The sequence below is a fragment of the Streptomyces sp. TG1A-8 genome (assembly GCF_030499535.1).
Lineage (GTDB): Bacteria > Actinomycetota > Actinomycetes > Streptomycetales > Streptomycetaceae > Streptomyces.
In genome coordinates this window covers 4438285-4457317 of the sequence record NZ_JASTLB010000001.1, presented here as the reverse complement: position 1 = coordinate 4457317, position 19033 = coordinate 4438285, and the positions used below count along the sequence as shown (strand labels likewise).

The 19033-nt window shown below is 73.0% G+C and carries 16 protein-coding genes; 4 read left to right on the top strand and 12 right to left on the bottom strand.

The annotated features are described in order from the left end of the window. Positions 1-227: 227 nt before the first annotated feature. From QQY24_RS19495 to QQY24_RS19485, 3 genes are all read right to left on the bottom strand, one after another. Entirely contained in the window at positions 228-1850 is a 1623-nt protein-coding gene (locus QQY24_RS19495) for a beta-N-acetylhexosaminidase (protein WP_301973973.1), read from the bottom strand. A 184-nt stretch (positions 1851-2034) separates the two neighbouring features. Further along, complete coding sequence (locus QQY24_RS19490) at positions 2035-2316, bottom strand: DUF3039 domain-containing protein (protein ID WP_301973972.1); 282 nt, start codon at positions 2314-2316, stop codon at positions 2035-2037. 29 nt (positions 2317-2345) lie between these two features. Then, entirely contained in the window at positions 2346-2912 is a 567-nt protein-coding gene (locus QQY24_RS19485; RefSeq protein ID WP_301973971.1) for a YqgE/AlgH family protein, read from the bottom strand. A gap of 266 nt (positions 2913-3178) precedes the next feature. Here QQY24_RS19485 and murA point away from each other — a divergent pair, with 266 nt between their 5' ends. Continuing rightward, positions 3179-4519, top strand: a complete 1341-nt coding sequence (gene murA, locus QQY24_RS19480; RefSeq protein WP_301973970.1) for a UDP-N-acetylglucosamine 1-carboxyvinyltransferase — start codon at positions 3179-3181, stop codon at positions 4517-4519. Between the two features lie 88 nt (positions 4520-4607). Here murA and QQY24_RS19475 read toward each other — a convergent pair whose 3' ends face one another. From QQY24_RS19475 to QQY24_RS19450, 6 genes are all read right to left on the bottom strand, one after another. Next, positions 4608-4889: an HU family DNA-binding protein gene (locus QQY24_RS19475; RefSeq protein WP_301973969.1), complete on the bottom strand. Its 282-nt coding sequence runs from the start codon at positions 4887-4889 to the stop codon at positions 4608-4610. Positions 4890-5163: 274 nt separating this feature from the next. Continuing rightward, positions 5164-6579 (bottom strand): NAD-dependent malic enzyme, encoded by a 1416-nt coding sequence (locus QQY24_RS19470; protein ID WP_301973968.1) that lies wholly within the window; start codon positions 6577-6579, stop codon positions 5164-5166. A 388-nt stretch (positions 6580-6967) separates the two neighbouring features. Next, positions 6968-9343 (bottom strand): UvrD-helicase domain-containing protein, encoded by a 2376-nt coding sequence (locus QQY24_RS19465; protein WP_301973967.1) that lies wholly within the window; start codon positions 9341-9343, stop codon positions 6968-6970. Between the two features lie 69 nt (positions 9344-9412). Then, entirely contained in the window at positions 9413-10177 is a 765-nt protein-coding gene (locus QQY24_RS19460; protein WP_301973966.1) for an anti-sigma factor, read from the bottom strand. A gap of 59 nt (positions 10178-10236) precedes the next feature. Next, positions 10237-10821 (bottom strand): sigma-70 family RNA polymerase sigma factor, encoded by a 585-nt coding sequence (locus QQY24_RS19455; protein ID WP_301973965.1) that lies wholly within the window; start codon positions 10819-10821, stop codon positions 10237-10239. A 257-nt stretch (positions 10822-11078) separates the two neighbouring features. After that, entirely contained in the window at positions 11079-11678 is a 600-nt protein-coding gene (locus tag QQY24_RS19450; RefSeq protein ID WP_301973964.1) for an ABATE domain-containing protein, read from the bottom strand. A 284-nt stretch (positions 11679-11962) separates the two neighbouring features. On the opposite strand from QQY24_RS19450, the gene QQY24_RS19445 reads away from it, so the two are divergent. Together QQY24_RS19445 and QQY24_RS19440 are read left to right on the top strand one after the other, a co-directional pair. Next, positions 11963-13330, top strand: a complete 1368-nt coding sequence (locus QQY24_RS19445) for a NarK/NasA family nitrate transporter (RefSeq protein WP_301973963.1) — start codon at positions 11963-11965, stop codon at positions 13328-13330. A gap of 85 nt (positions 13331-13415) precedes the next feature. Then, positions 13416-14576, top strand: a complete 1161-nt coding sequence (locus QQY24_RS19440; RefSeq protein WP_301973962.1) for a uroporphyrinogen-III synthase — start codon at positions 13416-13418, stop codon at positions 14574-14576. Between the two features lie 78 nt (positions 14577-14654). Here the strand turns inward: QQY24_RS19440 and QQY24_RS19435 are convergent, their stop codons facing one another. The 3 genes from QQY24_RS19435 to QQY24_RS19425 all read right to left on the bottom strand — a co-directional run bounded on the left by QQY24_RS19435 (position 14655) and on the right by QQY24_RS19425 (position 17582). Beyond that, entirely contained in the window at positions 14655-15614 is a 960-nt protein-coding gene (locus tag QQY24_RS19435; protein ID WP_301973961.1) for a hypothetical protein, read from the bottom strand. A gap of 68 nt (positions 15615-15682) precedes the next feature. Then, the gene (locus QQY24_RS19430; protein ID WP_301973960.1) at positions 15683-16339 is read right to left on the bottom strand and encodes a hypothetical protein; all 657 of its coding nucleotides are present in this window, start codon (positions 16337-16339) and stop codon (positions 15683-15685) included. A 271-nt stretch (positions 16340-16610) separates the two neighbouring features. Continuing rightward, positions 16611-17582 (bottom strand): LysR family transcriptional regulator, encoded by a 972-nt coding sequence (locus tag QQY24_RS19425; protein WP_301973959.1) that lies wholly within the window; start codon positions 17580-17582, stop codon positions 16611-16613. An 83-nt stretch (positions 17583-17665) separates the two neighbouring features. Between QQY24_RS19425 and QQY24_RS19420 the strand changes: the two genes are divergently transcribed. Then, on the top strand, positions 17666-19006 hold the full coding sequence (locus QQY24_RS19420) for an MFS transporter (RefSeq protein ID WP_301973958.1): 1341 nt from the start codon (positions 17666-17668) through the stop codon (positions 19004-19006). Positions 19007-19033: the final 27 nt, after the last annotated feature.

Genomic DNA, 19033 nt, shown 5'->3' with positions numbered 1-19033 from the left:
ACGGTACGTGCTCACAGGGCGGGCGTGGCAACTCTGGCACATCTTCGCAAGGCTCGAACGCGGGGGTCCGCCAGGAGGCGTTCACCCACCCCATCGGGGAGGTGGTCCGTTTTCACACGGCATCGGCGGGGAAGCACCATTGGCGCACTTCGCCGGGACTTGGGGATTTGCCCCCGGGCCCGCCCGGGCCCGGCCGCCCGGCCGCCGGTGCGGGGGCGGCGGGGCGGTCACCGGTGCGGGGGCGGCCCGTCGAGCGGACGGCCGAGCACGCCTGGACGGCGCTGCCAGGGCCGGGGCCCGGACGGTGGCCGGTAGGCGACGCCGAGGGCGTCGAGTCGCCGGTAGTGGGCGGTCATCCGGCGCTCGAAGTCCGCGAAGTCCCGCTGCCCGGGGGCGGGCAGGCGACTCCAGGCCACCTCGGCGAAGGCGGCGAGCCGGGGGAACGTCTGGTAGTCCACGCGCGCGGCGTCCTCCATCGTCTCGGTCCAGACGTTGGCCTGGGTGCCGAGCACGTGCCGGGCCTCGGCCTCGGTGAGCTGGGCCGGGACGGGTTCGAACCGGTAGACGTCCTCCAGGGTGCGCACGAAGCCGACGGGCACGGGCTCGTCAGCGCCCGGGTGTTGACGGTGGTCCAGGTAGACGTGCTGTTCCGGACACATGACGACGTCGTGGCCGGCCCGCGCGGCGGCCACACCGCCTCCGTAGCCGCGCCAGGAGGACACCGCGGCCCCCTCGGCGGGCCCGCCCTCCAGGATCTCGTCCCAGCCGATGAGGCGGCGCCCGCGCGCGGCGAGCCAGGCGCCGAAGTGGCCGACGAACCAGGACTGCAGCTCCTCCTCGTCCGCGAGGCCGAGTTCCGCGATGCGCGCCTGGGCCGCGGGTGACCGCCGCCACTGGTCCTTGGGGCATTCGTCACCGCCGACGTGCACGAATTCCGACGGGAACAGCTCCAGTACCTCCTCGAAAACCCCTTCGTAGAAACGCAGGGTGGCGTCGGTGGGCGCCAGGACGTTGGGCGAGACGCCCCAGGTGTCCCAGACGGCGAGGGCGGCGGTGTCGACGACGTCGGTGTTGCCCAGGTGCGGGTACGCGGCGATGGCGGCCTGCGAGTGGCCCGGTACGTCGATCTCCGGGACGACGGTGATGTGCCGCTCGGCGGCGTAGGCGACGATCTCCCGGACGTCGTCCCGGGTGTAGTGGCCGCCGTGCGGCCGGTCGTCCCACAGGGGTGAGGCCCGGTGGCCGAATTTCGTCCGTGCGCGCCAGGAGGCGACGCCGGTCAGCCGGGGGTACCGCTCGATCTCGATCCGCCAGCCCTGGTCGTCCGTCAGGTGGAGGTGGAGGACGTTGAGTTTGTGCGCGGCCATCAGGTCCAGGTAGCGCAGGACGCCTTCCTTGGGCATGAAGTGCCGGGCGACGTCGAGCATCAGGCCGCGCCAGCGGAACCGGGGCGCGTCCTCGACGACCTGGTGCGGGATCACGTGGCGGGCGCCGGGGCGCAGGGGGGCGCGCCGGAAGGCGTCGGGGCCGAGCAGCTGGCGCAGCGTCTGCGCGCCCCAGAAGAGCCCGGCCGCGTCGCCGCCCCGGATCTCGACACCCCGGCCGGTGATCACGCGGAGCCGGTACGCCTCCGGCTCCAGGCCGTCGTCCAGGTACAGGCGCACCGAGTCGCCGCGGCCCTCGGGCCCGGGCGCCAGGGGCAGGCCGAGGGCGGCGCCGAGCGTGGAGCGCAGCCAGCGCTCGGTGCCGTCCGTACCGGGGGCGGCCCACAGGGTGGTGCCCCGGCCGAGGACCACCGCGCAGCGCATCGGGCCCTCGACGGCGCGCGGCGCCGGGATCAGTTCGCTCACGTCGGCCCCCTCCCCGGTCGTTGCAGTGTGCGCAACGGCTGTTCCACCGCTCGCAACCCCCGACAGGGTAGGGGCGCGCCGGACCGCCCACAAGAGGTCTGGACCACTTGGGGGCGCGGGCGCGCGAAAGCCCCCGGGGTGCGCCTACGGCGCCGCCCCGGGGGCCCGCCAGCGTGTTCCGCGGTTACTTGTCCTTGCCGCCCTCGTCGCCGCCGCCGTTGCCCATGGACTCGTAGATCTCCTTGCACATGGGGCACACGGGGTACTTCTTCGGGTCGCGGCCCGGCACCCACACCTTGCCGCACAGCGCCACGACGGGGGTGCCGTCGAGGGCGCTCGCCATGATCTTGTCCTTCTGGACGTAGTGGGCGAAGCGCTCGTGGTCACCGTCGCCGTGGGAGACCTGCGGCGTCGGCTCTACGAGGGTCCCCGTACCAGTCCCGCGCTCGGGCTCGAGAGTGCTCATACGCCCCAGGGTACTGAAGGCGGGGGGCATCAGTTGAGCGAAGGGTCGTCCGGATACGTGGCCACCATCGCCAGCTCGTTGCGCTGGCGCCGGAGCACTTCCCGCCACAGTCTCTCCGGGGCCGGGGAGGAGACGTCGCCGGGCTCGGACTCGACGACGTACCAGGCGCCCTCCACCAGTTCGTCCTCCAGCTGACCGGGGCCCCAGCCCGCGTACCCGGCGAAGATCCTCAGCGAGCCGAGGGCGGAGGCGAGCAGTTCCGGGGGTGCCTCCAGGTCGACCAGGCCGATCGCGCCGTGCACCCGCCGCCAGCCGAGCGGGGCGGGGTCGCCGTCGCCCGGGATCACCGCGACGCCGAGCGCCGAGTCCAGCGAGACGGGACCGCCCTGGAAGACCACGCCGGGCTCGCCGGTGAGGCCGGCCCAGCCCTCCAGGATGTCGCCCACGTCCACCGGGGTGGGGCGGTTGAGGACGACGCCGAGGGAACCCTCCTCGTCGTGGTCGAGGAGGAGCACCACCGCGCGGTCGAAGTTCGGGTCCGCCAGAGCGGGTGTGGCCACGAGCAGCCGCCCTGTGAGCGAGGACACCTCGGTCATGCCAGACATGATCCCGCATCTTCCCCCCAAGTGGGGAGCCAACCGGGGTGCGGGAGTGAACGCAGCTCAGAGCACTCGGCGCACGCGCCGGAGCCGGTGACCCGACGTGCCCGGCGCGGAACCGCCCGTGTCGTGACGCGGCCGGAAGGCGACCGGGCGGTGCGCGGGCTTACGGGCGGGGGGTGATCGGCGATTACCCTGTTTCTCCGGCCCCTGCTCACAGTTGACCGGCCGACCCCTGTCCCCCTCATCGGAACGCGAGATTCATGACCGTCAACGACGATGTCCTGCTTGTCCACGGCGGAACCCCGCTGGAGGGCGAGATCCGTGTCCGCGGTGCGAAGAACCTCGTGCCGAAGGCCATGGTCGCCGCCCTGCTGGGCAGCGCGCCGAGCCGACTGCGCAACGTTCCGGACATCCGTGACGTGCGGGTCGTCCGGGGGCTGCTCCAGCTGCACGGGGTGACGGTCCGGCCGGGCGAGGAGCCCGGTGAGCTGGTCCTGGACCCGACGCACGTCGAGAGCGCGAACGTCGCCGACATCGACGCCCACGCGGGTTCGAGCCGTATCCCGATCCTGTTCTGCGGCCCGCTGCTGCACCGCCTCGGGCACGCGTTCATCCCGGGCCTCGGCGGCTGCGACATCGGCGGCCGGCCCATCGACTTCCACTTCGACGTGCTGCGGCAGTTCGGCGCGACGATCGAGAAGCGGGCGGACGGCCAGTACCTGGAGGCGCCGCAGCGGCTGCGGGGCACCAAGATCCGGCTGCCGTACCCCTCGGTCGGCACGACCGAGCAGGTGCTGCTGACCGCCGTGCTCGCCGAGGGCGTGACGGAGCTGTCCAACGCGGCCGTCGAACCGGAGATCGAGGACCTGATCTGCGTCCTGCAGAAGATGGGCGCGATCATCGCGATGGACACCGACCGCACGATCCGCATCACCGGTGTGGACCGGCTCAGCGGCTACACCCACGCGGCCCTGCCGGACCGCCTGGAGGCCGCGTCCTGGGCGTCGGCGGCGCTGGCGACCAACGGCAACATCCACGTCCGCGGCGCCCAGCAGCGCTCGATGATGACGTTCCTGAACACCTACCGGAAGGTGGGCGGCGCCTTCGAGATCGACGACGAGGGCATCCGCTTCTGGCACCCCGGCGGCCGGCTGAAGTCCATCGCGCTGGAGACGGACGTGCACCCCGGCTTCCAGACCGACTGGCAGCAGCCCCTGGTGGTCGCGCTCACCCAGGCGACCGGCCTGTCCATCATCCACGAGACGGTGTACGAGTCCCGGCTGGGCTTCACCTCCGCGCTGAACCAGATGGGCGCGCACATCCAGCTCTACCGCGAGTGCCTGGGCGGCTCCGACTGCCGCTTCGGCCAGCGCAACTTCCTGCACTCCGCGGTCGTGTCCGGTCCCACCAAGCTCCAGGGCGCCGACCTGGTCATCCCCGACCTGCGCGGCGGCTTCTCCTACCTGATCGCCGCCCTGGCGGCCGAGGGCACCTCCCGGGTCCACGGCATCGACCTGATCAACCGCGGCTACGAGAACTTCATGGAGAAGCTCGTGGAACTGGGCGCGAAGGTGGAGCTGCCGGGCAAGGCGCTCGGCTAGGCGGGGCCACCCCCGACACGATGGGGCGGCACCCGGATGACCGGGTGCCGCCCCATCGGTGTTCGCCGGCGCTCGCCTGGCGGAGTGCTTACTTGCCCTTGGCCGCTTCCTTGAGCTTGGAGCCCGCGGAGACCTTCACGCTGTAGCCGGCCGGGATGTCGATGGGCTCACCGGTCTGCGGGTTGCGAGCGGTACGAGCGGCACGGTGGGTGCGCTCGAAGGTCAGGAAGCCGGGGATGGTGACCTTCTCGTCGCCCTTGGAGACGATGTCGCCGACGACGTCGGCGAACGCGGCCAGAACGGCGTCGGCGTCCTTGCGGGTCACCTCGGCGCGGTCGGCCAGCGCGGCCACCAGCTCACTGCGGTTCATGTTGTTACTCCCGTGTTCTTCTTGCCGTTGAGGCGTGAGGTGAGATCGATGCCGATGCGCTCGCGCCCAGAGACGCATCCTGCCCCTACCTGCGGCGGGAAAGCCAATCCGGCACCCGCAGGAGTTGCGGGAACACCCTGGGGAGTCGTACGGGGAGCGCCCGCCCGGCCGTCACCCTAGAGGGCGCCCGGCGGTGCGGGGTTCCCCGACGCGCCGGGGTCCGGGCCGGGGGTGTCGATCCTCACAGCCTCCTGCACCCTACGGTACGTCGCCGCTACGCCGTCGTCCCCGCCGCCCTGGCCGCCTCGCGGACCGCACCGGCCACCGCGCCGGCGACCTTGTCGTTGAAGACGCTGGGGACGATGTAGTTCGGGTTCAGCTCGTCCTCGGTGACCACGTCGGCGAGGGCCTTCGCGGCCGCGAGCATCATCTTGGTGTTGACGGTGCGGGACTGGGCGTCCAGCAGGCCGCGGAAGACGCCCGGGAAGACCAGCACGTTGTTGATCTGGTTCGGGAAGTCGGAGCGGCCGGTGGCGACCACGGCGGCCGTCTGCCGGGCGACCGCGGGGTCGACCTCGGGATCGGGGTTCGCGAGCGCGAACACGATCGCGTCGTCGGCCATGGCGGCCACGTCGTCGCCGTCCAGGACGTTCGGGGCGGAGACGCCGATGAAGACGTCGGCGCCGCGCACGGCCTCCTTCAGGGTGCCGGACAGCCCCTCGGGGTTGGTGTTGTCGGCGATCCAGCACAGCGGGGAGTCGGCCGGGGCCCGGACCAGGTCCTCGCGGCCGGAGTGCACGACACCGTGGATGTCGGCGACGACGGCGTTCTTCAGACCCGCGGCCAGGAGCAGCTTGAGGATGGCGGTGCCGGCCGCGCCGGCACCGGACATGACCACCCGGATGTCCTCGATCGCCTTGCCGGTGACGCGCAGCGCGTTGGTGAGGGCAGCGAGGACCACGATCGCGGTGCCGTGCTGGTCGTCGTGGAAGACGGGGATGTCCAGGGCCTCGCGCAGCCGCGCCTCGATCTCGAAGCAGCGGGGCGCGGAGATGTCCTCCAGGTTGATGCCAGCGAACCCGGGGGCGATCGCCTTGACGATCTCGACGATGGCGTCGGTGTCCTGGGTGTCCAGGCAGAGCGGCCAGGCGTCGATGCCGGCGAACCGCTTGAAGAGGGCCGCCTTGCCCTCCATGACCGGAAGGGCGGCCTTAGGGCCGATGTTGCCGAGCCCCAGCACGGCCGAGCCGTCCGTCACGACCGCGACGGAGTTGCGCTTGATGGTCAGGCGGCGGGCGTCCTCGGGGTTCTCGGCGATGGCCATGCAGACCCGGGCCACACCCGGCGTGTAGACCATGGACAGGTCGTCACGGTTGCGGATGGGGTGCTTGGACTGCATCTCGATCTTGCCGCCGAGGTGCATCAGGAACGTACGGTCGGAGACCTTGCCCAGGGTGACGCCCTCGATGCCGCGCAACTGCTGCACGATCTGGTCGGCGTGCGCCGTCGAGCTGGCCGCGATCGTGACGTCGATGCGGAGCTTCTCGTGGCCGGACGCGGTGACGTCGAGGCCGGTCACCGAGCCTCCGGAGGACTCCACGGCCGTGGTGAGCTGCGAGACGGCGGTTCCGCTCGCGGGCACCTCCAGCCGGATGGTCATCGAGTAGGAGACGCTGGGCGCCGTTGCCATGTCCGACTTCCTCTGCTTTCACCGTGTCGCGGGTTGTGCCGTCCGATCGTCGCACCTACCCCTGAGTACGCGTTAACCGCCCCTGGTCGCGGGCGTTCGGTCCACGGGGAGCGCCCGTCCGGGCGCGCACGTGCGGAAAACGACTTCCATCGTACGGGGGGCGATCAGCCCGGAAAGGGGCCCGGAGCGGGGAAAGCAGGAGGCCCACGTCACATCGTGACGTGGGCCTCCCACCGTTCATGACACCGGCCCGCCATGCTCGCCTCGCGGCAAGTGGTCGCTCGCAGCGACTATGGTTGGGCCCGGGGGCTTGGATCGAGCCGGTGCCACGTCAAGGCTAACAAACGGATGGGCCCTGGCCATTCCCGTGCGGCGGGTTTCCGCGAAATCAGTCCCGGAGCAGGTCCGGCACCCCCGCCGCGTCCGGCTCGTCCCGCTCCCCCGAGACCACCGTGAGCTGCTGCGTGGCCCGGGTCAGCGCCACGTACAGCACGCGCAGGCCGGCCGGGGACTCGTCCGCGATCTCCGCCGGGGAGACGACGACCGTCGCGTCGTACTCCAGTCCCTTGGCCTCCAGGCTGCCCAGCGCCACCACCCGGCCGCCGAGCCCGGCCAGCCAGCGCCGGGCCTCCTCGCGCCGGTTCATCGCGACGACCACGCCGACCGTGCCGTCCACCAGAGACAGCAGTTCCTCGGCCGCCGAGCGCACCGTCTTCTCCAGGGAGCCGCGGACCACGGTGAAGCGGGGCTCGATCCCGGTGGACCGCACGGCCGACGGCGCCCGGGAGCCGGGCATCGCCAGGGCCAGGACCCGGGCGGCCAGCTCGGCGATCTCGGCCGGGTTGCGGTAGTTGACCGTGAGTTCGAAGCGGCGCCGGGGCCGGGTGCCGAGCGCCTCGTCGCGGGCCTCGGCCGCCTCGTCCGGGTCGGACCAGGAGGACTGGGCCGGGTCGCCCACCACCGTCCAGGTGGCGTGCCGGCCGCGGCGGCCGACCATGCGCCACTGCATCGGTGTGAGGTCCTGCGCCTCGTCCACGATGACGTGCGCGTACTCGATGCGCTCCTGCGCCAGCCGTTCGGCCCGCTCGCGCTGGGTCTCCTCGCGCACCGGCATCAGCTCCTCCAGGCCGGTGAGCTGGTCCAGCGGGTCCAGTTCGCGCTTCCTGCGCGGGCGGGCCGGCGCGCCGAGGACCGCCTGCAGTTCGTCCAGCAGGGCCACGTCGTGCACCGAGTGCCCGTCCCGCCTCAGCGAGCGGGCGACCTTGCGGACCTCGCCGGGGTTGAGGATCCGGCGGGCCCAGCGGCCGAGCCGCCTCTCGTCGGCCATGGCGGCCAGGACCGCCTTCGGGGTCAGCTCGGGCCACCAGGCGTCGAGGAAGGCGAGGAAGGCGTCCTCGCCGGCGACGTCCTCGTCGAAGGAGGAGCGCAGCTCGGCCGCGAGTTCCGGGTCGGTGTGCCGGGTGGCGGCGCCGGACTTCGCCCACAGCGCGTCCAGGAGCAGCTTGCGGGCGCGCGGGCGCAGCAGGTTGACCGGCGCGGTGCCGCCCAGGGCGGTGCGGCGCACGCGTTCCAGCTCCGCCGCCTCCAGCTCCAGGCGGCGGCCGAAGGCGACGACCCTGAGCCGGGCGGGCGGGCCGGCGGGGGCGGGCGGCGCGCTGTCCGCGTCGTCGTCCAGGGTGAGCTGCCCGGCCGGGGCACCCGCGCCCGGCCCCAGCTCCAGGGCGCCGCGGGCCGCCTTCCGCAGCACCTTCAGCATCCGGGACGAGCCCTTGGCGCGGGCCACGGCCGGGGAGTCGTACAGCGTGGCCTCGACGCCGTCGACGAGCGAGCCGATCGCGCGGATCGCGACTTGGCCCTCCTCGCCGAGCGAGGGCAGCACACCCTCGGTGTAGGCCACCAGCAACGGGGTCGGCGAGACGATCAGGATGCCGCCCGCGTAGCGTCTGCGGTCCTGGTAGAGCAGGTAGGCCGCGCGGTGCAGGGCGACCGCCGTCTTGCCGGTGCCCGGCCCGCCCTCGACGTACGTCACGGAGGCGGCGGGGGCCCGGATCACGAGGTCCTGCTCGGCCTGGATGGAGGCGACAATGTCCCGCATGGTGTGGCTGCGGGCCTGGCCGAGGGCGGCCATCAGGGCGCCGTCGCCGATGACGGGCAGCTCGCGGCCGTCGAGGAAGGCCGTCAGTTCCGGCCGCATCAGGTCGTCCTCGACCCCGAGGACGCGGCGCCCCTTGGAGCGGATGACCCGGCGCCGCACGACCCGCCCCGGGTCCACGGGCGTGGCCCGGTAGAAGGGGGCGGCGGCCGGGGCGCGCCAGTCGATGACCAGCGGGGCGTAGTCCTCGTCGAGCACGCCGATCCGGCCGATGTGCAGGGTCTCGGCGATGTCGGCGGTGTTGTCGGCCCGGACGGCGCCCTCCGCGGGCTCCACCGCCGTGTACGCCCCGTCGGGGCCCTTCCTGCCGTCCTTGCCTAGCAACAGGTCGACCCGGCCGAAGAGGAAGTCCTCGAACTCGTTGTTGAGCCGGTTCAGGTGGATGCCCGCCCGGAAGACCTGCGCGTCCCGCTCGGCCAGCGCGCCCGGCGTGCCCACCTGGCCGCGCTTGGCCGCGTCGTGCATCAGGAACTCGGCCTCGTGGATCTTCTCCTCGAGTCGCCGGTACACCCGGTCCAGGTGTTCCTGTTCGACGCCGATCTCCCGGTCACGCACGGAATCCCGTGCGTCCTGTACCGGGTCGACCGCGGACTGCTGAACCTGAGCGGCCACCGGGCCCCCTTCTGACGTGCTGGGCAGCCGTCAACCGTACGCGAAGGGGACCCGGCAAGGCTACGGCGGCTACGCGTCGACCTGCACGAGCTTCTTGCCGTCGAAGGTCACGACCTCGAAGTGGTCGATCTCGTTCGGCTTGAAGGCCGCGGCGCCGCCGATGTAGAGCGGTTTCTTCGACTGCTCCGTCCGGGCCCCCGGGACGCCGTAGCCCCAGGCGGGTACGGACCAGGACGACATGGTCACGCGCTGGCCGTCCTTCGCGACGAGGACCAGGGAGCACTTGAGTGGGCCCTTCACGTTCTTCAGCCGCAGCACGCCCTGGGTGCCCCAGGCCTTCTCCTGGAGGGCGACCGTCGCGGTGACGTGGGTCGTCGGGTCGGTCGCCGTCCTCCTGTCGGCCGTGTTCTGGAACTGCGCCTGGGCGGGGGCCGCGGCCACCTGGCCGCCGCCGTCCGGGCCGCCGTTCACCGCCGCCACCGCCAGCGGTCCGGCGATGATCAGCGCGGCCGCCGCCGCGACCGTGTAGAAACCGCGCCGGCGCTTGCGCGCCCGGTGCTCGGCGACCTCGTCGACCAGCTTCTCCACCAGCCGCGGAGCGGGCCGGGCCGACAGCGACTCGCCGATCGCGGGCGTGCTGCCGGAGCCCGGCAGGTCCGCGAGCGCGGCCAGCATCGGCTCCATCCCGGCCAGTTCGTCCAGTTGGCGGGCGCACCACTCGCAGCCGGCGAGGTGGGCCTCGAAGGCGGTGGCCTCGGCGTCGTCCAGGATCCCGAGGGCGTAGGCGCCGACGGTCTCGTGCTCCCTGGGCACCGGTCCCTGGCTGGGGCTCATGGAGCCAGACATACCCGGACCGTCCGCGCCGAACCCTGGCATTCCCCCGTACCCGCTCATCACGCCGTCACCCCCCGCTCCTCCAGTGCCAGCTTCATCGACCGCAGGGCGTAGAACACCCGGGAGCGGACCGTGCCGCTCGGGATGCCCAGCGTCTCGGCCGCCTCGTTGACCGTACGCCCCTTGAAGTACGTCTCGACGAGTACCTCCCGGTGGGCCGGGGTCAGGTCGTCGAGCGCGTCCGACAGCGTCATCAGCCACAGCGCCTTGTCGATCTCGTCCTCCGCGGGGATGACCTCCAGCGGCGACGGATCGACCTCCTGCGGCCGGGCCTGCCGGCTGCGGTGGCCGTCGATGACGATGCGGCGCGCGACCGTCACCAGCCAGGGGCGTACCGAACCGGTCGCCCGATTGAGCTGACCGGCGTTCTTCCAGGCACGGATGAGCGTTTCCTGTACGACGTCCTCGGCGCGCTGCCGGTCTCCGGCGACCAGCCTGAGGACGTACGCGAGCAGAGGACCGGCGTGCTCCCGGTACAGGGCGCGCATCAACTCCTCGTCGGGTTCGGCGGGCTGTGAGGACATGCGATGTCGGGCCCTCGATCCACGTTCCTTGGCCACGGCCGCATCCTTGCGCACGCCCACCTCCGGTGTCCGGGGGTTCCCCCAGTCGGTCGCTCGCCCACCCGTACGGACGGGAACGGACCGGTGTTCAAAGGGGGGTGACGGTTTTCCCCCGGAGGACGTCACGACCGGGACATGCGTGCACATTCCCCCCGCGTTTTCTTTGCATTCCCGACACGTCGGCGGGGGCGGCCGGACCGTCCGGGCCGGGCGGCCGGCGAACGGGCTGTTGCGGAAATCACTCCCGGGTCACGCGGGGCGCCGCCCGACCGGCACGCTCAGGTGCGCGTCACGGCCGCGCGGCGGCGGTGGCGGGCCACCCGCGCCCGGTTCCCGCAGACCGCGCTGGAGCACCAGCGCCGCCGGCGTCCCCGGGAGGTGTCCAGGTACACGAGGGGGCAGTCGCCCCCCTCGCACTGCCGGACGGCGGCCCGCGCCACGGGGTCGGTGAGCAGTTCCACGGCGTCCCGGGCGACCACCGCCAGCAGTTGCCCGCACGTCGGCGGCGCCGCCAGCTCCCGCACCAGCGTGCCGTCCGCACCGCGCACCGCGCACGGAGCGGGGGGCGCGGCGGCACGGGCGGCCTCGTTGAGCCGGCCGAGCGCGGGGCCGTGCGGCGGTGCTCCCGCCTCCGCCGTGCCGCGCACCAACCGGTCGACGATCGTGCGCAGTTCGCGGAACGCGGCCGGCCAGGAGGCGTCGGCGTGCCCCAGCGGGGTGCCGGGTGGCACGAGCCCGCAGGCGGTGATCCAGGCCCGCAACGGCCCGACGGAGTCCAGCCGTTCGGCCGGGTGGGCGGTCGCGAGCAGCTCCAGGCAGATCCGCCCCGCGTCGAAGCGCGGCCCGTACGGGACCGTGGCCGCCGCATCCAGTGCCATGTGCCTGTCACCGCCTAGGCAGGGGAGCCGTTCCGCTCGTTCCCGCTCCCCTTCACAGTGCCCGGACACGGGCACGGCCGGAAGCCCTCGCGCCGTGTCCGGGCGCCGCCGCCCCGGGGACGGGAGGTGCGGGTGCGCCTCACCGGCGGCCCCGCCGCCGAGTGAGAGCAACGTTCCCTTGCGGTCACCCGCAGGCACAGACCGGAAACGCGCCCTCCCTACCTTCGGGAAGCGTCACCGCTCAGCACCCCGAACACCCGAGCCCGGAGCACCGTGGAGGCGTCATGACTGCCCCAGCCCCCAACCGCCGCAGCCGCTGGATCGAGCACTGGGATCCGGAGGACGAGGGTTTCTGGAGGGAGACCGGGCAGAAGGTCGCCCACCGGAACCTGTGGTTCTCCGTGCTCTCGGAGCACGTCGGCTTCTCCGTCTGGACCCTGTGGTCGGTGCTCGTGCTGTTCATGGGGCCCGAATACGGGCTCTCCCCGGCGGACAAGTTCCTGCTGACCTCCACGGTCACGCTCGTGGGCGCCGTGGTCCGGGTGCCCTACACCTTCGCCGTGGCCGTCTTCGGCGGGCGCAACTGGACGATCATCTCGGCGGGCCTGCTGCTGGTGCCGACCGTCGCGGCCCTCGTCGTGATGGAGCCGGGGACGTCCTTCTCCACCTTCCTGCTGGTGGGGCTGCTGGCCGGCATCGGCGGCGGGAACTTCGCCTCCAGCATGACCAACATCAACGCCTTCTTCCCGCTGAGGAGGAAGGGGTGGGCCCTCGGGCTCAACGCCGGCGGCGGGAACATCGGCGTGCCCGTCATCCAGCTGGTCGCCCTCGCGATCATCGGAGCCGGCGGCGGGCCGCGCGTGCTGCTCGGGATCTACGTCCCGCTGATCGTCGTCGCCGCCGGCCTCGCCGCCGTCTTCATGGACAACCTCGCCTCCGTGCGCAACGACACCGGTGCGGCCAGGGACGCCGCGAAGGAGGGGCACACCTGGGTCATGGCCTTCCTCTATACCGGCACCTTCGGGTCGTTCATCGGCTACAGCTTCGCCTTCGGGCAGGTGCTGACCAACCAGTTCGGGCGCACCCCGCTGCAGGCCGCCTACCTCACCTTCATCGGCCCGCTGCTCGGCTCCCTCGCCCGGCCCGTCGGCGGCCGGCTCGCCGACCGGTACGGCGGTGCCCGCATCACCCTGTGGAACTACGTCGGCATGGCCGCCGCCACCACCGTCCTGGTCGCCGCCGGCATGCACCGGTCGCTGCCGCTGTTCGCGGGCGCCTTCGTGGTGCTGTTCGCGCTCAGCGGGCTCGGCAACGGCTCGACGTACAAGATGATCCCCGGCATCTTCCAGGCCAAGGCCCTCGCCCGGGGGCTCGTCGGGGAGGACGCCGTCCGCTGCGGGCGACGCCTGTCCGGCGCCGCCATGGGACTCATCGGCGCGGTCGGCGCGCTCGGCGGCGTCGGCATCAACCTCGCCCTCCGGCAGTCCTTCCTGTCCTACGGCTCCGGCACCGGCGCCTTCGTCGCCTTCCTCGCCTACTACGCCGCCTGCTTCGCCCTTACCTGGGCCGTATACCTTCGTCATCCGGCCGGTGAGGCGCGGGCCGCCACCGCCGCCCGGGACGAGCCGCGGCTCGGCTACGCCGAGGTGTGACGTAACACCGGCGTCATCGACGCGAACCGAGCCTGTCACGCACCGTTGACAGGCTCCTTCGCCATGCGGGTCAGCTAGGAGAACCATGTACGAGGAACAGCAGCGACCGGAGCGGCCGGAGCACGGACCGCTCGCCGGGTTCACCGTGGGAGTCACGGCCGCACGCCGCGCCGACGAACTGGGCGCGTTGCTCCAGCGGCGCGGTGCCGCCGTCCTGCACGCGCCGACCCTGCGCATCGTGCCGCTCGCCGACGACGGCGAACTGCTCGGCGCCACCGAGGAGATCATCGGCCGGGCGCCCGACATCGTGGTCGCCACGACCGCGATCGGGTTCCGGGGATGGATCGAGGCCGCCGACGGGTGGGGGCTCGGGGAGCAGTTGCTCGGGCGGCTGCGCGGTGTCGCCCTGCTCGCCCGCGGGCCCAAGGTCAAGGGCGCCATACGGGCCGTCGGGCTGACCGAGGAGTGGTCACCGTCCAGCGAGTCCATGGCCGAGGTGCTCGACCGGCTGCTGCAGGAGGGCGTCGAGGGGCGCCGCATCGCCGTCCAGCTGCACGGGGAGCCGCTGCCGGGATGCGTGGAGGCGCTGCGGGCCGCGGGGGCGGAGGTGCTGCCGGTGCCGGTGTACCGGTGGATGCCGCCGGAGGACATCGGGCCCGTGGACCGGCTGCTGGACGCGGCCGTCTCGCGCGGCCTGGACGCGCTCACCTTCACCAGCGCGCCCGCCGCCGCGTCGCTGCTGTCGCGGGCCGAGGAGCGGGGGCTGCTCGGCGAACTGCTGGCCGCGCTGGGCCACGACGTGCTGCCCGCGTGCGTGGGTCCGGTGACCGCGCTGCCCCTGCAGGCGCGGGGCGTGGACACCGTGCAGCCGGAGCGGTTCCGGCTCGGGCCGCTCGTGCAGCTGCTGTGCCGGGAACTGCCCGGCCGGGCGCGGACGCTGCCGGTCGCCGGGCACCGGGTGCAGATCCGGGGGCACGCGGTGCTGGTGGACGAGGACCTGAGGCCGGTGCCGCCCGCCGGGATGTCCCTGCTGCGGGCGCTGGCGCGGCGGCCGGGATGGGTGGTGGCGCGGTCCGAGCTGCTGCGGGCGCTGCCCGGGGCGGGGCGGGACGAGCACGCGGTGGAGACGGCGATGGCGCGCTTGCGCACGGCGCTGGGGGCGCCGAAGCTGATCCAGACCGTGGTCAAACGGGGGTACCGGCTGGCGCTGGACCCGGTGGCCGGCACGAAGTACGCGGACGCGTGAGCACCGCTGCGCGCCGGCACCGGGGCCCCGTCGCCGCCCGGCCCGCACCCGCCGGCCCACCGGGGGGTGCCGGCGGGCTCAGCGGTTGACGGACTGGATCTCCTGCACGATCACGTCCTGGGTGGCCCCGAAGGTGCCGTCGGGCAGGTCGCCGCCGTTGCCGTCGCTGCCCTCCCAGTGGACCTTCCAGGTGACGGTTGCCTTCAGCGGGTAGGAGCCGCTGCCCGAGGAGCGCAGGTACTTCACCCCGCAGGGCGGCGTCCGGTCGGCCTTCCCCCTGACGTACGGCTCCCCGATGCCGCCGCTCCCGAACCGGCAGACACCCGAGGCGGGATAGGTCTCCGCGTCCGCCGTCCCGGGGTCGATCCTCAGGGACACGGGTTCCGCGGTCGTCGTCGCCGACAGGCCCAGCACCGGGATGGCGGCCGTGACGGAGACCGGCTTGAAGGTGGCGTCGTCCAGCCAGGCCCAGGTGGGCAGGTTGACCTTCGTGTTCCTCTCCGGGGCGAGGGTCACCTTCGTGCCGGGGACCCGGATCTCCTTGTAGGCGAGTTCACCGAGGATCTTCGACGTGACGACGTTGGGGATGCCGGCGGGCGGGGGGTCGTTCTTGTCGACCCAGAAGATGGGCTCGTTGCACTTGTCCCAGCCCGACGGGAAGTCCTCGTTGACGTAGGAGTCCCACCAGTAGCCGTCGCCGGCCTTGTCCTTGTTGAAGTTCTTGTAGGGATGGCCGTCGACGTAACGGTCCCGTTGCTCCTGGTCCCACTCGTACCCGGTCGACCCCGCCTCCCAGATCGGCTCCAGATACGCCTTGAGCTGGTCCGGCGTGTACTTCGGGGCGTACCAGCAGGCGGGCGGTGTCCAGGAGGTGGTGGAGGTGACGGGGCCCACGGACGCGCCGGAGCCGTTCTTGGAACGGTCGTAGACGATCATGCCCACCGCCGAGCTGAGCGTGTCCCCATCGGCACTGCCCGACGTCTTCCCTCCGGGTGGGGGAGGAGTTTTCGCACCCCCGCCCACTCCGTTGTCAGCCATGGCAGGCCCCGTTCCCACGACGACCGAGCCGAGCAGCAACAACGCAACCAACAGGCGTGAGTCCGACCTTACGGCTGGCACTTGGCGCTCCCCCTTACAGACATGAGCTTCTCGACGGCCCAGACGCCTTTCTCGTTCTTGCGCAACTTGGAGCTGTAGAGCACATAGCTGTTCTTGGTGACGGCCGTCTTGTCGACCTTGTTCGTCTTGAGATAGAGGTCGTACGCCTTGCCTTGGTCCTCGCAATACACCAGAGAAGCCTGGTCCGAGCCGGTGACGTCCACCACCGGGTCGTAATAGCGGTAGTGACCCGTTGTCCGCGCCTTCGCCTTCACGTAGGCCTGCACGTACTGCTGGATCTGCGCAGCGGCTTCGCCCTCGTAGTAGAAGCGGTACGCCTTGTCCATTGGATCCTGGTTCGCGATGGCGAGGTCAACCGCCTTGATGGACTCCTCACTGTCCGCCAGGACCGCGTCTTTTGCCGCCTCTCCGGTTTTGGACCAGTCGAAGGTGTAGGACAGGTCCGACGGCAAGTCGATCTTCGGGCGTCCCGGGGCCGGCGGTGCCGACGCGCTCGGTGACGCCGTGGCCGTTCGTCCCGTGTCCGCCCCCGCGATCCCGCCCTTCGGCTTCTCGTCGCCGCCCCCTCCCCCGCACCCGGCGAGCAGGAGTGCGGCCGTCGCACCGGCGGCGGCTGTCGTAAGCAAGCGGGAAGGGCGAGTCACGGTGGGCTCCTGGTGGGGCGGTCGAGGTCTGAGAAGCAGCGAATACGGTATCGGGAGGGTCGCCGCGGGCAAAGGGCGAACCGCTTCCGCCCCGCCGCCCCACCCCGCGCACAGCGGGGCAAAGAGGGGCAACGAACCGGGTCCGAGGGGGGTTTGGTGCCGGGCCGTGACAATGGGGGCTCGTGGCGCGGCCCGTGCCGGTCGGCCGGTGCGAAGGGGTCGGCCGGGCCGTGCCCGCAGTGCCGTCCCGGCGGACCGGAACGCGCGGCGCTCAGGCGAGCGCGCCCATCACCGCCTCGTCGTCGGCCGGCATCCACCCCCCGGCGGGCCGGCGGAGCCACCCCTCGGCCGACGCGGTCTCCGCCGCCGCCCTCCGCAGCGCGTCCAGCCCGGGGTGGACCAGCCCCTTGCGCCACACCAGGGAGACCGGCGACAGCGGGACCGGGTCGACCAGGGGCCGCAGCACCGTGCGGGGCAGCGCCGGGAAGTCCACCACCGCCAGCACCGGGGCCCGGGTCTTGGCGATGACGCGCTGGAACTCCTCGTCCCCGACGGCCAGCGGCAGGGGCGGGGCGAGCCGGATGCCGCGCCCCTCGAAGAGGCGGAGGGCGAGGTCGGTCCACTCCCGGGTGCGCGGGTTGCCCGCACCGGCGTACACCGTCTCCCCGGCGAGCGCGGCCAGCGGCACCTCCGCCTCGGCGGCCAGGGGGTGGTCCTCGGGCAGGACGAGGGCCATCGGCTCGTAGCGCACGGGCCGCTGTTCCAGCCCGGAGCGCAGTACCGCGTCCAGACCGGCGTAGCGGCCGAAGGAGGCGTCCAGACGGCCGGCGAGCAGGTCGGCCGCCGCTTTGGTGAGGCCGCTCTCGTAGCGGGCCATCAGCTCGCAGTCGGGGACGAGTTCCCGGGCCCGGTGCAGGACCCGGCGGCCGGTGACCAGGCCGGCGGAGTTGAGGTCGACCAGCAGCGGACGGGCCTGGCCGAAGGCGGTGAGCAGGTCGTCCTGGGCGGCGAGGACCCGCCGGGCGTGCGGCAGCAGGCGCTCGCCGTCCGCGGTCAGCGTCACCTGCCGGGTGGTGCGGACGAACAACTCGGCACCCAGCTCGCGCTCCAGCCGCCGCACGTCCCGGCTGAGCGCCTGCTGGGCGACGTAGAGGCGGGCGGCGGCCCGGGTGAAGTGCAGTTCCTCGGCGACGGCGAGGAAGGCGCGCAGGAGGCGGGAGTCCGTCGCGGCGGGCGTGGGCACACCACGAACTTACAACAGGAGTGCGTCAATCGGCGCCGGGAAGGTGTTGGACGGCGCGCTCCCCTCCGGGTGAGCGTGGAGCCATGCCCCCGCAGCCCACCGACGGCCCGCGCGGCCCACGCGACGGACACCGCCACCGCACCCCGCCCGGTACGCGCGGCGACCGCCGCCGCCCCGCCCCACCCAGCGCCCGCCCCCGCACCCGCACCCGCACCCGCACCCTGCCCGGCCTGCACGCCTACCGCCGTCTCTTCGCCCTCCCCGGCACCCTGGCCTTCACCGCCGGGAACCTCCTCGCCCGCCTGCCGATGGGCATGTTCGGCATCAGCGCGGTCGTGATGATCGCCGGGTCGAGGGGCTCGTACGCCCTCGCCGGAACCGTCACCGCCACCGGCCTCGCGGCCTCCGGTGTGGCCGGTCCCCGGATCGCGCGGCTCGTGGACCGCTACGGGCAGGCGCGGGTGGCCGTGCCGGCCGCGCTCGTCGCGGTGCTGGGCAGTGCCGCCCTGCTGCTGTGCGTGCGCTGCGGCGCCCCGGACTGGACGCTGTTCGCCGCGTACGCCGCCACCGCGGCGACGCCCAACATGGGCGGCATGTCCCGGGCCCGCTGGGCCCACCTGCTGCGCGACGACCCCGGCGCCCTGCACACCGCGAACTCCTTCGAGCAGGCCGCCGACGAGCTGTGCTTCATGCTCGGCCCGGTGCTGGCGTCCTTCCTGACCGGCAGCCTCTTCCCGGAGGCGGGCACGCTCGCCGGGGCGGCGCTGCTGCTGGCCGGCGCGCTGCTGTTCAGCGCGCAGCGGGTGACCGAGCCGCCGCCGCGGGACCGTTCGCAGGCGCCGTCACCGCTGCGGAGCCGGGGGATGGCGCCGCTGCTGGTCTGTTTCGCGGCCACCGGCGCGGTGTTCGGTTCGATGGAGGTCGTCACGATCGCGTACGCCGACGCGCAGGGCCACCGTGCGGCGGCCGGTGCCGTCCTCGCACTGCAGGCCACCGGTTCGTGCGCGGCGGGCCTGCTGTACGGGGCGGCCGGGCCCGCCGGGCCGGCGGGGCGGCGGCTGTCGTGGTGCCTGCTGTCGATGGCCGCGCTCATGACGCTGCCGTGGCTGGCGGCGTCCACCGCCGGCTCCCTGCCGGTGCTGGCGTGCGCGCTGCTGGTGGCGGGCATGGCGACCGCGCCGACGATGGTGACCGCGATGACCGTGGTGCAGGAGAGGACCCCCGCGGACCGGCTCAACGAGGGGATGAGCCTGGTGGTGACCGGGCTGCTCACCGGTGTGGCGTGCGGATCCGCCGCGGGGGGCTGGGCGGTGGAGCACCTCTCCCCCGGGCTCGGTTACGCGGCGCCCGCGACCGCGGCTGCCGCGGCCTGGTCGATCGACGCGGCGGCCCGGGTGGCGCGTTCGGCCCGTCGAACCGCTTGAACAATTGTCCCCCCCCTGTTGACGGGC